Source organism: Pyramidobacter porci (genome assembly GCF_009695745.1).
GTDB classification, from domain to species: Bacteria; Synergistota; Synergistia; order Synergistales; family Dethiosulfovibrionaceae; genus Pyramidobacter; species Pyramidobacter porci.
Genome location: NZ_VUNH01000011.1, coordinates 54,114 through 68,384, shown reverse-complemented (window position 1 = coordinate 68,384; position 14,271 = coordinate 54,114). Strand labels below are relative to the sequence as shown.

Here is a 14,271-nt window from a genome sequence, read left to right as displayed (position 1 = left end):
GCTTTTTACTTCAGGGTCAAAAGCAGCGCCATCTTGAACTTGCCGTTCGCCGTGACGCTGTGCAGGCCGCCTGCGGCGAAGCGGAAATTCTCGCCGGCCTCGATCGGGTGTTCCCGCCCCTCGTAGCCGATCACGGCTTTGCCTTCCAGCGCGAAGATCAGTGCGTCGCCCGGCGCGCGGTGCGGCGAAAGAGCGGTGCCCTCGTCGAAGGCCATGACCACGAACTTGAATCCTTCGTTGGAAACCACGTCGACGTTGACGATACTGCCCTTTTCATACGGCGCCAGATCCGCCAGTGCGAAAACTTCGCCCGCTTTGACCGCTTCGTTCATCTGCAATTCTCCTTTCGCAATCACTTCCGTGTAAACGAATCCTTCCCGCGCCGCGATCCCGCAGAGCGTGTCTTTGGGCACGACCAGCGCTTCGCCCTCGCCGAGTTCGACCTCTTTCCCGTCCGCCCCGGCGCCGAGCGCAAAACGCCCTGTGCCGCCGGCGCCGACGCAGAGCATCTCCGTCGGATAGCTCTCGGCGCTGACGTCGGTTCCCCTCCCCAGCGAAAAGTACGAAACTTTCGTCTCCGCCCGAAGGCCCGACACAGTGGAGATCGTCATGCCGTCCCTGGGCGGATGCTCTTCGGCGATAGAAAACGCTCGATTCATCGCGTTCAGCCTCCCCGCGGCCAAATTTTTTCCTGTCTGCCCGTAATGTATCACAGACGGCTTGGCATGTATGTTGTTATAACAACGAAAGATCCCCTCTCCGTCAAAAATCGCGGCGCCGGCAGGCGCGTCAATTTCCGTCGCAAACGACGAATCGTTCGGCCGGCTCGGCACGCCGCAGCGTCTCGCGGCGTTGCAAAATCCGACAGAGATGCTATACTTAATATGCTGCGGGGATCGCGGCGTTCTTTTGAATCGCTTCAAAATTTCAAGGGGGAAAATGTCATGTTGGATGCAAAAGTCAAAGAACTGATCAACACTCAGGTCAACAAAGAATTCTACTCGGCGTATCTGTATCTGGATTTTGCCAATTACTATTACGATCAGGGGCTCGACGGATTCGCTCACTGGTACGACGTGCAGGCGCAGGAAGAGCGCGACCACGCCATGCTGATGAGAACGTACCTGCAGAACAACGGCGAGCGCGTCACCTTCTCCGAGATCGCCAAGCCCGACAAGGTGTACAAGAACCTCGACGACCCGCTCAAGTTCGCTTTGGAGCACGAGCAGTACGTCACCAGCCTGATCAACGCGATCTACAAGGCCGCCAGCGACGTCGACGACTACCGCACGATGCAGTGCTTCGACTGGTTCGTCAAGGAACAGGGCGAAGAGGAAAAGAACGCCGACGACCTGATCAAAAAATTCTCGCTTTTCGGTTCCGACCCCAAGGGGCTGTACGCGCTGAACCAGGAGCTCCTCGCCCGCGTCTACTCGGCGCCGTCTCTGGTTCTGTAATCCGTCGGCCATAAGGAGGATCATATGCATAATATTTTGCTGATCATCGGTTCGCTGAGAAAAAACTCTTTCAACCGCCAGCTGGCTCAGGTCATCTCTTCCGAACTGGCGGGGAAAGCCAGCGTTTCCACGCTGCAGTTCGACGACATCCCCTACATGAATCAGGACGTCGAATGGCCCGCGCCCGAAGCGGTGCGCCGCGTCCGCGAGACCGTGGCCGCCGCCGACGGCGTGTGGATCGTCACGCCGGAATACAACTTCAATTTTCCCGGCCTGCTCAAGAACCTGCTCGACTGGCTTTCGCGCCCGACGGCGCAGGGCGATTACAAGAGCGCCGCGACGTACAAGAAAAAGGTCACGATCAGCGGCGCCGGCGGCAAGAACGCCACGGCCAATTCGCGCGCGCGTCTGACCGAGCTGCTCGAATTCATGCGCGCGGACGTGATGCCCGGCGGCGGCACGGGCATCGCCGTGAACATGGACGCCTTCAAGACCGACAAAGTCGTCTTCACCGAAGAACAGCTTCGTCTCCTGCACGAGCAGGTCGAGGCGTTCCTGGCGTTTTTGGGATAGTTTCCGCTGACGAATCTTCGCTGCAAAGGCCGTTCAATCGTCGGCAATGAACGCGAAAAGGGCTTCCCCGCTTGACGGGAAAGCCCTTTTTTTGTAAACGGAAAACCGCCGGCACGGCCGGCGGCGACGATTCGACGGCGCCGGCAAAAAGCGGCAATTTTTCCATTCCGCTTGCGCCGCCCGAATGCAAAAAAACCGCCGCGGGCGCGGTTCTGTGAAGAAACAGAACCGCGCCCGCGGCGGGGTTGCGCTATAGTTTTTTCGCGCCGTGATTAACGACGTTTCGAGATCACGCGCGTCGCGCCTTCGGAATAGGGAGCCAGATCGCCCTGCTGATAGATCACGGCCACTGTCTTGGCGTCGGCAAGATAAAACTCGTCGCTCAGCTTTTCGGGAACGAAGTCGGCGTTGAAAGCGATCGCCTTGCCTTCCTGATTGTAGAGCTTCCAAGCGCCCTTCTTCAGATTCTTCACGAGGGAGTTCGCGTTCTTGACGCGGACAAAAGCGCTCAGCGGCATACGCTTGCCCGTGACCTTGCTGTACACCACGCCGTGCTCAAAGTTCTCGGGATTGGCCGCGCCCCGCTCCATGACGGACGCGCTCATGACCAGGGAGACGTACTTCGCGTCCTCAAACTTCGCGGCGTAGCTCATGGAGACGTCGTTCTGAGCGTCGTACTTCGCTCTTATGCCGTCAACGTAAGCGGCGATGTCTTTGTTGATCATCTCCTGGGCTTTCGCGTTTTCCACGTGCACCGCGGGGTAGACCAGATTCAGTCCGAAACCGTCGGCCTGCACCGCGTCGACGACCTGAGCCTGAGCGGCGAAGGGGAGGGCAGCCGCAGCCAGAAGAGCCAAAATCGCTTTTTTCATTTCAAAAATTCCTCCGAATCTTGATTTGTGGTCTGTGAAACTTCTTCACACCGCTGTCAATTGTAGCAGATCCCCTCCCCTCACTTCAAGCCCCCCCCCGCGCGCAAGGTCACGGCAATCGCTTGCGAAAAGTCTCTCGAGAAAATTGCCAGGAGACCCATGAGGAAAAAACGGCAACTCAGAAGAGCACGTCCATCTCAAAAAAGCCTCCCTGCGGTAGAATAAAAGTGACACCAAGAACCCCGACAGGAGGCACGAGAATGAACCGGACATTTCCGGAACTGCCGGCGGAAACCGAAGACTTCCGCACAGGAAACGCGATCCACTCTCGATTCCAGGATATCCTTCTGATAAGCGTGCTGAGCGTGATCTGCAGCATGGACACCTCCGCGGAAACGGCCATGTTTGCCGATCATCAAAGAAATATCTGGCTCTGGTGCCTGCGGGTTTGCTCGTTTCGCAAGCGATTGCCCTGTGGGATCCTGAGCGCGAGTGGCATTTTCCCGGGACTTCCCGTATAATAATCGAATCTTAACGGATCGCTTTGATTTTTCATTCCCGTAAAAGTTATTTCCATAGCGTCTTCGCAAAGGACGGTTCAGCATGAATCCAGCGCTTTGCTCGATCATTATTCCCGCCTCGAAGGCGGAAAGTACGATCTCGCTCGCTCTCGACAGCCTCGTTGCCCAAACCTGCCACGACTGGCGCGCGTTCGTCATCGTCGACGGCCCGGAGGGCAACGACGCGACCTTAAAGATCGCCAACGACTACGCAGCGCGTGACAGCCGTTTTGAAGTCCTGCGCAACCGGCAAAATCTCGGCGCCGCCGACTCCCGCAACCGCGGCGTCCGCGCCGCCGCAACTCCCTGGATCGCGTTTCTCGACAGCGACGACGTTTTCCATCCCGACAAACTCGAACGGCAGCTTGCCTTGGCGGAGCAAAAAGGCGCTTCCTTCCTGTGCAGCGCCTACAACATGATTTCCTACCCGGCGCGGACGCTGTGCAAAGTGTCGCGGGTTCCCCCGCGGATCGCCCGCGGCGACCTGATCAGATGGAACTCCATCGGCTGCTCCACCGTCATGCTCCGCAGCGAACTGGCGCGAAAGTATCCCATGGACGCCCGTGCCATTCACGAAGATTACTGGTGCTGGCTCCAGTGCCTCCAAGAGTGCGATTGTTTTGCGTGCCAGGAACCGCTGACCGACACCCTGCTCCTTCCGGGCTCCCGCAACCACAGCAAGCTCCGCGCCGCCAGAGGCGTATGGGAAATTTATCGGCGGCATCTGGGATTGAACGCGCTCCGATCAATACAGTACATGTGCGGATACGCCGTACGGGGATTCCTGAAATACATCTGATCGGAACGTTTCCGAACGGCCATCGAGTTTTTTGCCCCCGGCTTGACCGGCGCTTTTTTTCGGACTTTCACGGCCGCCAATATAAAAAAACGCCCGAAGCGAGCGCATTGTGTACGTTCGCCTCGGGCGTTTGTCGTCGCGCGCGGCAAAGAAAGACTCTCCGCCGCCTCTATTTTCATGGCGGCGCTCCGCGGAACGCCGCTCTTGTTTTTTCAGTTTATTCGTTGTCCAGCAGCACCGTGGTAGTGCGCTCGGTCAGTTCCGCCTTGAGCGAGCTGGTCGGCGCGTCGTCGAACGCCGTGCCGGCGCCGACGATGGCGTTCATGCAGCCGGTCACCGTCTCCGCGTTCACGTCGTCCTTCACGTCGGACACCGAAATGGTGCGCTTGCCGCCGCTGGCCAGGCCGAATTTCATCGCAAGGGTCTTGGGCATCCCTGTCACCTCCTTTCGTTTTTCCCGTCACAAACCGCCTTATTCGGCGGAAACCACGTTCTCGTCAACGCGCAGCACTTCCAATACCGGATTGCTGATCACCGTGCCGATCGCGTCCGCCACGTCGAGCAGCGGCTGGCCTTCGGCCCCTTCCCGGATCCCGGTCAGGGAAATGCTCTTTACCTTGTCGGCGCCGTTCTCCAGCGCGCCGGCCTTGGTTTTGATGCGCAGTTTGCAGTTCGCAAGAACAATCTGTGCAACCATCGTTCTCACCTCCTTTCCTGTTACATCATCAAGAGTGCTTTTCCATCATCTAAAATACAACCAGTTTGTCTTTTTCGAGGAGAATCTCCCCTTCAGCGCCTCGCCGCTCCGCGCGGCAGTGCGCCCGTGAAACAAACCGACCGGCAGACGCCGCGCCAACGCCCCCGACAAAGCAGGATCCACTGCAAACTGGCATTTTTCCGGAACCTTGCGTATAATGAGCACGTCGCGTCGCTTGCCGATTTAAGTAAGCCGTTTTGAAGATTTTAAGTTTTTAAGTAAAGAGAACCGTTTGTACCTGATATACGGAGCCGCTATAAAAAGCGGCAGCAGGATCGCCGCATTCCGCGGCAGCGGCGCGCCGAGGAGAAACGCCGTTCCGTTCGAAAACGGATATCCCCATAACTGTTACATATCATGCCAAAGCAAGGAGCGTCTCATGCTTGAAAAATACAAAAAACACCAGTTTCTCTTTGAGGAACTGGTGAAGCGCGATTTCAAGAAAAAATACAAACGAACCGTTCTCGGAATGGGATGGAGCATTCTTTCGCCGCTGGCGATGCTGCTGGTCATGCGGCTTGTCTTCACCCACTTTTTCGGCCGCACCATGTTGCACTACACCACTTACCTGTTCTGCGGCAATCTTGTCTTCGCCTACTTCAACGAGTCCGCAACGCAAGGGATGACGTCGCTCCTCGGCAACGCCGCGATCTTTACCAAGGTCAACGTCCCCAAGTATCTGTTTCTCCTCTCCAAAAACTGTCAGACCCTCATCAATTTTGGCCTGACTCTTGTCGTCTTTTTCATTTTTTGTCTGATCGACCATATTACTTTCACGTGGAAGTTCATCTTTCTTCTCTATCCCGTAGCGCTGCTGATGCTGTTCAACATCGGCATGGGGCTGGTGCTGTCGGCCTTGTTCGTTTTTTTCCGCGACATTCAATATCTGTGGTCCATTTTTTCTCAGCTGCTTATGTACATGTCCGCCATTTTCTACAGCATCGACAGTTTCAGCACTACGGCGCAATATGCGTTTCTGATCAATCCAGTCTATCTTTTTATCCGCTATTTCAGAAAAATCGTCATTGAAGACACCGTTCCCACTGTCACCTTTCACCTGCTGATGGCCTTCGACGTGGCTGCTGTCCTTTTGCTGGGCTGCTGGATGTATCGAAAATACAACACCGAATTTCTTTACTACGTGTAACAGGTGAACGCCATGTCTGTCATTGAATTAAAGGATGTCTCAATCCGTTACAAAATCGGAGATTTCAAAGCTATCGGCCTCAAAGACTATGTCATCCAAAAAATAAAAGGAGACTACCACGTGCAGGAATTTTGGGCCGACCGCCACATCACTTTCTCCCTTGAAAAGGGCGACATGCTGGGCATCATCGGCACGAACGGTGCCGGCAAATCGACTTTGCTCAAAGCCATTTCCGGCATCATGAAACCCACCGAAGGCTGTGTGCGCTGCCTAGGAAACATCGCCGCCCTGCTGGAACTTGCCAGCGGCTTCGACAACGATCTGACGGTGCGGGAAAACACCTACCTGCGTGGTGCCATGCTGGGCTACACCCGCGGCTTTATGAACGACAAATACGACGAAATTATCGCTTTCGCCGAACTTGCGGAGTTTCAGGACCGCCCCTTCAGGCAGCTTTCTTCAGGCATGAAATCGCGCCTTGCCTTTTCCATCGCCTCGCTCGTCGATCCCGACATCCTCATCCTCGACGAAGTGCTGTCCGTGGGCGACGGCGCGTTCCGCAAGCGCAGCGAAGAAAAAATGCAGGAGATCATCCGCGGCGGCGCGACCACCATTTTGGTGTCCCATTCGCTTGAGCAAGTGCAAAACATGTGCAATAAAGTTCTCTGGCTCCATAAGGGCCGGCAGGTCGAATTCGGGGATCGGGTGGACGATGTCTGCGCCCGCTATGAGGCGTTTTTGGATGAGAGATAATTAAGAGATAATACAGTACATTTTATTCGAGGTTCGAGTGTATGAATATTTATTGCAAAATTGCCATAAAATACATACTTCGGTTCCTGTTGTTCCCGTTGAGACTTTTCCCTGTAAAAGCTGACAGGATCACACTTCTTAATGATTTGGGGAGTTATGCAGACAGTCCTGCTTCAATCTGCAACTACCTCCTGCAGCACGGTCATGTTCTCGATATCTGCTTCGCCTGCAATCCTCCGTTTCCGCAGATTGACGGCGTTTCTTTTTTTAACAAGCGCTCCCTTGCCTTCTTTATCAAGAGTTTGCATTCGCGAGTGTTCCTGACAAATAACGGTGGCGTCTCCTACATGCCTTTTTCGAGACACACCACTGTCGTGAACACATGGCACGGAGGAGGCCCCTGCAAGAGAATAACAGCACCGCAGCATCGTTGCCCCGCGATCCTTAAAGATAGGGACCTGGCCGCTTCGAAAACGCATATTTTTCTCTCAAGCTGCACAGTCTTCTCTCAAGGCGCAATAGAAGATCACCTCTCCACCAAGGAGTCTTTATGGGAAATTGGACTCCCCCGAAATGATGTCTTTTTTACTCCTCAAGCCCTCAATTCCATAGCGTTAAAAGTCAGGTCAGAGCTGGGACTCTCTGAAAATGACAAATTTGTTCTTTATGCTCCGACATTCCGTAAGGCACGACATTCCTCTCTCAACGCCCTCAATCCATTTTTAAATGAAACCCAAATAGAATTTATCAAAGGGACATTGAAAAAGGCAACACAAGAGAACTGGCAATTCGGGTATCGTTCACACCGCCTTACCTTTTCGCCTCGCACCGTTTGCAATGCCATTGATTTAAACCATTATCCTGATATGCAGCGCTTACTTTGTGCTGCTGACGCGCTTATCACCGACTACTCGTCCTCCGTCTGGGATTTTTCCCTGACGGGAAATCCTATTTTCATCTTTGCACCGGATCGCCTCTCCTATGAGCGCGAACGGGGATTCTATATGCCTATGGCGCAGTGGGGTTTTCCCATCGCTGAAAACATCCGTGAGTTAGCAAATAATATCCTTTCGTTTGACAGGCAAAAATATCTGAAGAGTCTGCAGCAGTATCATTGCAAGGCTGGCATCGCAGAAACCGGTCAGGCATCTGCCATCGTTGGAAGGAAAATTCTCTCGATTATCGATGGGGACAACTGGGATAAAGAAACCTCAAGCAAAAAAACGTTCTTGAATAAACCGCATCCGTTCTGACGCAAGACGAAACTTACAATTCCGTGCTTTGTTGTTTCTGCAGATTCTTAATAACCATTTTTCAGATGCCAGACATAGCCTTAAACCTCACCCTCGGGAGAACATGACGATGAAACGCGTTATCACTTACGGTACCTTTGATCTGCTTCATTATGGGCATATCAACCTGCTCAAGCGCGCTAGAGCGCTCGGCGATTACTTAATCGTGGCATTGTCTACCGACGAATTCAACTGGAACAGCAAAAACAAAAAATGCTATTTCGACTATCAGAAACGAAAAGAAATGCTCGAAGCCATACGATATGTCGATCTTGTTATTCCAGAAGAAAACTGGGAGCAGAAAAAGACCGACGTCACGAAATATGACGTCGGCATTTTTGTTATGGGAGACGATTGGATAGGGAAATTCGACTTTCTGAAAGAGCAGTGCGAAGTTGTCTATCTCCCTCGTACGCCCGAGATCTCAACGACCCAGATAAAAAAAGATCTCCGAGGATAAATACCTGCACAATAACAGTCGCAGAAAACAGGAAAACATCGAGGCAAAATGCGCCTTGATCGTCGTTTTTGCCTCTTCTTGTCTCTATACCGGAATCCTCGGTTATGTTCTACGATAGACTCGATTCCCAATAATGCCCCGTACAGAAATCAGATAAGAACAACAAAAAACGACAAGGAGTAAAAAAATGATTCCTCCTAAGCAAACTTTTTCACAGCCCCATACGCCTTTTGCCCTTCCTCTGTGCGCAGCTTTGATAACAACATTGGCTTTGTCCATGCGGATTCATGTCCCGCAGTGGCAAAACGTCAACAATCTTTTTCTTTCTGCTTTCAACATGCTTCCGCAAAATTTCAACGCTTATAACGTCACTTGGACGCTCTTAGCGCTCCTTTTAACTTTTACCTATAAAAAAATCTGGGAACGAGCGAGTCAATATCACTTTTTCCGTCCTTGGCTTGCGCTGCTGAGCATGTTTTTCGGCGTACTGCAGACCGTTGGTCTGAGTATGAACAGCCTTGACTCGATGGATTTTTTACTAGCCAATAAGTATCAACATTTCATCGCGGTCATCTGCATTATCGGATATGCCTTTCTCTTTTACTCTGTTTCGCTCTTTTTGTTCTGGTTGTTTGATTCAGCGAAACAGCCAGCTTCGATCTCACCGCAAAAATCCATCCCTTCGGCAAAATATTCAGGACTATGGCCGACGCTCTTCATCCTGCTCTGCTGGGCGCCATGGCTCGTCGTCTATTACCCGGGGTCAGCGGTATTCGATGGACTGCGGTCAGTTCTCGAATTCATTGGAGTTCGACCGCTTACCGACCATCATCCGATTTTAACAACATGGCTCATCGGCGGACTCTTCTCGTTGGGGAGACGTCTTGGGAATGATAATTTAGGAATCTTCCTATATGTTTTATTTCAAAGCGTTTTAAGTGCGATGATCTACGGACAAATTGTCAAAGCCTCATATCGAAGGACTCATTCAACGGCGCTTTCTGCAGGTATTCTAATATATTTTTCATTCATTTCATATTTTGGTGGTTACTCCCAAGCTTTTGTTAAAGATCCCATATTCAGCGGCATCTTCGCTCTTTTCGCTTTAACGACATCAACTCTTCTTAGACAGGGTCCTGTGTCCCCTAAGGATTTAACAGCCTATCTAACGGTTTCGCTTCTCGCATGCCTTCTTCGTCATAACGGGATCTACGCCGTGTTTCCCACGCTCATCTGCATTTCCTCGCTTATCTTCCGCAAATCACGGCAGAAGAAAACATTTTTGCTGTTCCTTACCGTCCCTATTCTCTACTTCGTTTTTCAAACATACAATTTCAAAATTCTTGGCTTAACTCCCGGAAGTTCGGCAGAAGCCTTGAGCATCCCCCTCCAGCAAATCGCCAGATACACTCGGGATCATCCTTCAGACATCACAGAGGACGAACGCGCTACCCTAGATAAAGTTCTCCCCCTTGATAAACTTCCCCAAATATATGATCCTAATCTATCCGACCCAGTGAAATCTTCTCTAAGAAACAACGCTACCAGTGAAAACAAAATAAACTGTGTCAAGGTATGGCTCCGCATGTTTCTGCGTCATCCCCGCAACCACTTCGAGGCGTTTTTTGCCAATTCGTACGGTTATTATGCCTTCACTCCGCCCATAAAAGTGAAAAAACCTGAGATCCATGCTTACCAGGCAGAGGCGTGGCTCCAATGGGGAAAACTCTCGGTCAAATATCATTTTCCTCAGTTTCTCAGAACAGCAATGATGAATTACCATACGCTCACTAAAAAGCTGCCCGTCGTGAACCTGTTTCTAAAACTGGCAACGTATACGTGGGGAATCACGCTTATTTGCTGTTATTTTTTAGCCAGCAGGAGATACAGAGACCTGATCGCAGCTTTACCGCTCCTGCTGATGGTTCTGACCTGCATCGCCTCTCCCGTCAACGGACATCCACGCTATTTTCTACCAGTTCTTGCAGCCTTTCCCATACTGTTTACGCTGGCAGCGTCATCAAAATATGACGGCCGCACGCACACTCTAACAGAATAAAGGAGCTGGAAAATGGAGATCATTGTCGCGATTCCCTGCTACAATGAAGAGTTGACCATACGGAAAGTCGTTTTGGACTTCAGGAAAGAATTACCCGAAGCAAGAATCGTGGTCATGAACAACCTCTCAACAGATAAGACTGCGTTTCTTGCCCATGAAGCGGGAGCAGAGGTCACTGACGTACCTCGCCAAGGCAAAGGTGCCGTCATCCGAGAGCTGTTCAGGTCTTATGAAGCCGATGTGTATGTCCTTGTCGACGGCGACGATACCTATCCTGCCGAAGCTGTACGTAAACTTATCTCCGCAGTTGTTGATGAACACATGGATATGGCAGTCGGAGACCGCCTGAGCAACGGGACTTACTACAAGGAAAACAAACGGGGCTTTCACGATTTCGGCAACAATCTGGTTCGCTGGCTTGTCAATTTCTGCTTTAAAAGCCATTTGACCGATATCATGACTGGATACCGCGCGTTCAGTCGTCGTTTTGTCAAGAACATGCCGCTGCTCTATGACGGCTTTCAGGTTGAAACAGAGCTTACCATTTCCGCCTTAGACCGAAAATTTTTTATCAAAGAAATTCCTATCGCGTACCGTGACCGACCGGCAGGCAGCTTCTCGAAACTCAACACGTTTCGCGACGGTTTTCGCGTCCTGAGAACAATCGTGACAACGCTCCGCGATTACCAGCCGCTTTTGTTCTTCGGCTCTTTCGCTCTCGTTCTTTTTCTGCTGGGGCTCGCCGCAGGACTCCCCGTACTGGTCGAATATGCCCGTACTGCGTTTGTATCGCATGTTCCTCTGGCAATTCTATCCGTTGCCCTGATGATCATTTCAGGACTGACGGCTGTCTGCGGGCTGATTCTCAACACCATGGTCACGCATAACCGTCAAAATAACGAACTGACAATCATACAGTCAAATGACAGGAGCAGGTGAACACTGCTCATCAGTTTTTACCAGCGCCGGTTTCATCAAGGCACGATCTTGCCCAGACCAATGCTCTGTGTATATCGTTAGCGTCAATATGCGCGTGCCCAATCTCACCTAAAGTCTTCTTTAGGAAAAAGCTGGCATTTGTGGAGGTCATTATGAACAGATTGAAAAAACTTGTCACGCGAGCCTTGAGAGAATTCAAATCAAGCGTTATCGAAAGCTGGTATGTTTTCTGCCGAGGCCATCTGCCTCTGAAGAACAAGGGCATTCTCCTCCAATCGCGTTACGGGGACGACTTCGGCGGCAACATTTTTTACCTGTTGAAGGAGCTCAGCAACAACTACCCGGGATACACCCTTTATCTTGCCTATATACCGAAAACCAAAAGCAAATACACAGCTCTGTTAAAGCATTACCATATCAACAACGTGCATTTGATTCGTCTGCACCGATTTACCTACTGGCGTCTGCTCGGGACCTGCAAATACCTTATCAACGACGTAACTTTTCATGCTTGCTTTATAAAACGTCGAGGGCAGCAGTATCTGAACACATGGCACGGCACACCGCTGAAAAAAATGGGATTGGACGAGGCAAAAACTGCATACAACTTCGGCAATATGCAGCGTAATTTTTTTGCGTCCGACTATCTACTTTGCCCCAGTGGGTACATGACAGAACTGATGGTCAAAGCTTATTCTCTCGATCATCTTTTCGAAGGGAAGATCCTGAATGAAGGCTACCCTCGCAACGCCGTTTTCTTTGACAAGGCTCGCGCCTTGGAAGTACGGCACGCGCTGGGACTTTCTGAAAAGCAGATCATCGTATACATGCCCACATGGCGGGGGAACTCAAATACAGACAAGTCGGAAACTTATACTGCTCAGCTTCAGTCATACTTGGATGAACTCGATGCAAAACTCAACGACAATCAGTTTTTCTTCGTCAAGCTGCATCCTCTCGCTACCGCAGAAGTCAGCATAGACCAATACAAACATATCAGGCACATGCCTGAAGAATATGAAACCTATGATTTTCTCAACGCTGCAGACTGTCTTGTTACAGACTACTCCAGCGTGATGTTTGATTTTGCCTGTTCAGGGAAAAACATCATTCTGTTCACATATGACGAAAACGAATATCTCCAGGATCGCGGACTTTATATTTCCATTGTCACACTGCCATTCGTACAGGCAAAAACCGTCGATCAACTGATTTCCGCAATAAACACGCGGCCTCATTACCTTGAAGACAATTTCATCCGAGGAATTGTTGAACATGAGAATTCTCAGTCCGTAAAGAGAGTCTGCGCTCAATTCCTCGGTTACGACTACGACTGCAAGACAGTGCAACTGCCCAGCAACGGCAAAACTAACGTCTTTATTTATCTGGAGCTGATCAAAAACGGGATCACGTCGGCTGCTTTTGATCTGCTCCACACGATAGATCTTGAAAAACGTAATTATTTTGCCGTCTACAAGTTAAGCCCCGCAACCTATGAAAACAGGGAAAAACTCAACGACCTCCCTTCCCATATGGGACTTCTTTCCATCGATACCCTAGAAAAAACCGTCATGGAATTGTTCGCCCTGTTTTTTTACTACAAATTCAACTGGAGCTTTTCCATTATCAACCACTTCGTCGCAAAAAGTTATCAACGGATGTTCATGAAATACTACGGGAATATTCCTCATGATATTTTCATTCAGTTCGTCGGCTACGGTCGGGATCCTCTGAATCTGTTTCTGCAAGCGCCGAAAAAGTTCGTCTTCGTTCATAACGACATGAAAAAAGAACTTTCCGAGAAAAAAGTGCAGCATAAAAACACGTTGCTTACGTGCTATCGGAAGTACGACAAAGTCGTTGGCGTTAGTTCCGCTTCGACAAACATTGCCGCAGAAATAGCCGGCCACGCACACGATTTTCGCACAGTACATAACTGCTTTGATTACAGAGGAACAACCAGCAGAGGAAATATGGATGTGGAACTCGACGTCACAACCGATTGTCAGACTATGAACGCCGACGGGATCAACGGCATCCTGCGTTCTTCAGGGAACAAGTTCATTTCAATAGGACGCTTCTCTCCCGAAAAGGAACATTTACGTCTGCTCGATGCTTTTAACATGTACTGGGCAGATCATCAGGATTCCCAGCTCATTATCATCGGCGGGTATGGAGACTCTTACCGCCACACTTTGAATTATGCCCGCAAACTTCCCTGCACCAGAAACGTCTGCCTTATTAAATCTATAAACAACCCTATCAGCATTTTGAAAAGATGCAATCTGTTCGTACTGTCCTCCAGTCATGAAGGATTGCCCGTGGTTTTCTTTGAAGCCGACTGTCTCGGCGTTCCTATTCTCAGCACAAATATAGACGGGCCACGAGAAATTCTGACCCAATATCAGGGCGGCCTGCTTGTCGAAGAAAGCGCTGAAGCGCTGTACCGGGGAATGCTGGAGTTTGACGCGGGCAATATCATGCCATTGAATATCAATATGCAGGAATATAATCAAAGATGCATCGATGAATTTGAAGCGCTTTTTGAATAAGTCATATAAATGCCGCTGACAGTGGAGCATCCCATTGCCCAGCGGCATTTA

General features: G+C 50.8%; 15 protein-coding genes. 11 read left to right on the top strand and 4 right to left on the bottom strand.

Annotation, left to right across the window (positions count from 1 at the left end):
• Positions 1-5: 5 nt before the first annotated feature.
• Entirely contained in the window at positions 6-659 is a 654-nt protein-coding gene (locus FYJ74_RS10090; protein ID WP_154529455.1) for a cupin domain-containing protein, read from the bottom strand.
• Positions 660-944: 285 nt separating this feature from the next.
• Between FYJ74_RS10090 and FYJ74_RS10085 the strand changes: the two genes are divergently transcribed.
• Both FYJ74_RS10085 and FYJ74_RS10080 read left to right on the top strand, forming a co-directional pair.
• The gene (locus tag FYJ74_RS10085) at positions 945-1,457 is read left to right on the top strand and encodes a ferritin (protein WP_120371807.1); all 513 of its coding nucleotides are present in this window, start codon (positions 945-947) and stop codon (positions 1,455-1,457) included.
• Between the two features lie 24 nt (positions 1,458-1,481).
• Positions 1,482-2,030, top strand: coding sequence for an NADPH-dependent FMN reductase (locus tag FYJ74_RS10080; RefSeq protein ID WP_154529454.1), 549 nt, complete (start codon positions 1,482-1,484; stop codon positions 2,028-2,030).
• 272 nt (positions 2,031-2,302) lie between these two features.
• Here the strand turns inward: FYJ74_RS10080 and FYJ74_RS10075 are convergent, their stop codons facing one another.
• Positions 2,303-2,902 carry a DUF3298 domain-containing protein gene (locus FYJ74_RS10075; RefSeq protein ID WP_154529453.1) on the bottom strand — a complete coding sequence of 200 codons (600 nt, stop codon included), beginning with the start codon at positions 2,900-2,902 and terminating at the stop codon, positions 2,303-2,305.
• Positions 2,903-3,162: 260 nt separating this feature from the next.
• Between FYJ74_RS10075 and FYJ74_RS10070 the strand changes: the two genes are divergently transcribed.
• Together FYJ74_RS10070 and FYJ74_RS10065 are read left to right on the top strand one after the other, a co-directional pair.
• On the top strand, positions 3,163-3,423 hold the full coding sequence (locus tag FYJ74_RS10070; RefSeq protein WP_154529452.1) for a hypothetical protein: 261 nt from the start codon (positions 3,163-3,165) through the stop codon (positions 3,421-3,423).
• An 82-nt stretch (positions 3,424-3,505) separates the two neighbouring features.
• On the top strand, positions 3,506-4,261 hold the full coding sequence (locus tag FYJ74_RS10065) for a glycosyltransferase family 2 protein (protein ID WP_154529451.1): 756 nt from the start codon (positions 3,506-3,508) through the stop codon (positions 4,259-4,261).
• 217 nt (positions 4,262-4,478) lie between these two features.
• On the opposite strand, the gene FYJ74_RS10060 is transcribed toward FYJ74_RS10065, so the two are convergent.
• On the bottom strand, positions 4,479-4,694 hold the full coding sequence (locus FYJ74_RS10060) for a DUF2922 domain-containing protein (protein WP_154529450.1): 216 nt from the start codon (positions 4,692-4,694) through the stop codon (positions 4,479-4,481).
• 39 nt (positions 4,695-4,733) lie between these two features.
• Entirely contained in the window at positions 4,734-4,958 is a 225-nt protein-coding gene (locus FYJ74_RS10055) for a DUF1659 domain-containing protein (protein ID WP_154529449.1), read from the bottom strand.
• Between the two features lie 439 nt (positions 4,959-5,397).
• On the opposite strand from FYJ74_RS10055, the gene FYJ74_RS10050 reads away from it, so the two are divergent.
• From FYJ74_RS10050 to FYJ74_RS10020, 7 genes are all read left to right on the top strand, one after another.
• Complete coding sequence (locus tag FYJ74_RS10050) at positions 5,398-6,165, top strand: ABC transporter permease (protein WP_154529448.1); 768 nt, start codon at positions 5,398-5,400, stop codon at positions 6,163-6,165.
• A 120-nt stretch (positions 6,166-6,285) separates the two neighbouring features.
• Positions 6,286-6,918 carry an ABC transporter ATP-binding protein gene (locus tag FYJ74_RS10045; protein WP_326830926.1) on the top strand — a complete coding sequence of 211 codons (633 nt, stop codon included), beginning with the start codon at positions 6,286-6,288 and terminating at the stop codon, positions 6,916-6,918.
• Positions 6,919-6,959: 41 nt separating this feature from the next.
• The gene (locus FYJ74_RS10040; RefSeq protein ID WP_154529446.1) at positions 6,960-8,171 is read left to right on the top strand and encodes a CDP-glycerol glycerophosphotransferase family protein; all 1,212 of its coding nucleotides are present in this window, start codon (positions 6,960-6,962) and stop codon (positions 8,169-8,171) included.
• Between the two features lie 109 nt (positions 8,172-8,280).
• Positions 8,281-8,670: a glycerol-3-phosphate cytidylyltransferase gene (tagD, locus tag FYJ74_RS10035; RefSeq protein WP_154529445.1), complete on the top strand. Its 390-nt coding sequence runs from the start codon at positions 8,281-8,283 to the stop codon at positions 8,668-8,670.
• Between the two features lie 187 nt (positions 8,671-8,857).
• Positions 8,858-10,729 (top strand): DUF6020 family protein, encoded by a 1,872-nt coding sequence (locus FYJ74_RS10030; RefSeq protein ID WP_154529444.1) that lies wholly within the window; start codon positions 8,858-8,860, stop codon positions 10,727-10,729.
• Positions 10,730-10,741: 12 nt separating this feature from the next.
• A complete protein-coding gene (locus tag FYJ74_RS10025; protein WP_154529443.1) occupies positions 10,742-11,668 on the top strand; it encodes a glycosyltransferase family 2 protein in 927 nt (308 codons plus the stop codon).
• Positions 11,669-11,820: 152 nt separating this feature from the next.
• Entirely contained in the window at positions 11,821-14,220 is a 2,400-nt protein-coding gene (locus FYJ74_RS10020) for a CDP-glycerol glycerophosphotransferase family protein (protein ID WP_154529442.1), read from the top strand.
• The last annotated feature ends 51 nt before the right edge of the window (positions 14,221-14,271 follow it).

Bases quoted from the DNA above. Each gene is read 5' to 3' on its own strand.
- FYJ74_RS10025 (WP_154529443.1), top strand. From the start codon at position 10,742: ATGGAGATCATTGTCGCGATTCCCTGCTACAATGAAGAGTTGACCATA.
- FYJ74_RS10085 (WP_120371807.1), top strand. From the start codon at position 945: ATGTTGGATGCAAAAGTCAAAGAACTGATCAACACTCAGGTCAACAAA.
- tagD (WP_154529445.1), top strand. From the start codon at position 8,281: ATGAAACGCGTTATCACTTACGGTACCTTTGATCTGCTTCATTATGGG.
- FYJ74_RS10040 (WP_154529446.1), top strand. From the start codon at position 6,960: ATGAATATTTATTGCAAAATTGCCATAAAATACATACTTCGGTTCCTG.
- FYJ74_RS10075 (WP_154529453.1), bottom strand. From the start codon at position 2,902: ATGAAAAAAGCGATTTTGGCTCTTCTGGCTGCGGCTGCCCTCCCCTTC.
- FYJ74_RS10055 (WP_154529449.1), bottom strand. From the start codon at position 4,958: ATGGTTGCACAGATTGTTCTTGCGAACTGCAAACTGCGCATCAAAACC.
- FYJ74_RS10050 (WP_154529448.1), top strand. From the start codon at position 5,398: ATGCTTGAAAAATACAAAAAACACCAGTTTCTCTTTGAGGAACTGGTG.
- FYJ74_RS10090 (WP_154529455.1), bottom strand. From the start codon at position 659: ATGAATCGAGCGTTTTCTATCGCCGAAGAGCATCCGCCCAGGGACGGC.
- FYJ74_RS10070 (WP_154529452.1), top strand. From the start codon at position 3,163: ATGAACCGGACATTTCCGGAACTGCCGGCGGAAACCGAAGACTTCCGC.
- FYJ74_RS10020 (WP_154529442.1), top strand. From the start codon at position 11,821: ATGAACAGATTGAAAAAACTTGTCACGCGAGCCTTGAGAGAATTCAAA.
- FYJ74_RS10060 (WP_154529450.1), bottom strand. From the start codon at position 4,694: ATGCCCAAGACCCTTGCGATGAAATTCGGCCTGGCCAGCGGCGGCAAG.
- FYJ74_RS10030 (WP_154529444.1), top strand. From the start codon at position 8,858: ATGATTCCTCCTAAGCAAACTTTTTCACAGCCCCATACGCCTTTTGCC.
- FYJ74_RS10080 (WP_154529454.1), top strand. From the start codon at position 1,482: ATGCATAATATTTTGCTGATCATCGGTTCGCTGAGAAAAAACTCTTTC.
- FYJ74_RS10065 (WP_154529451.1), top strand. From the start codon at position 3,506: ATGAATCCAGCGCTTTGCTCGATCATTATTCCCGCCTCGAAGGCGGAA.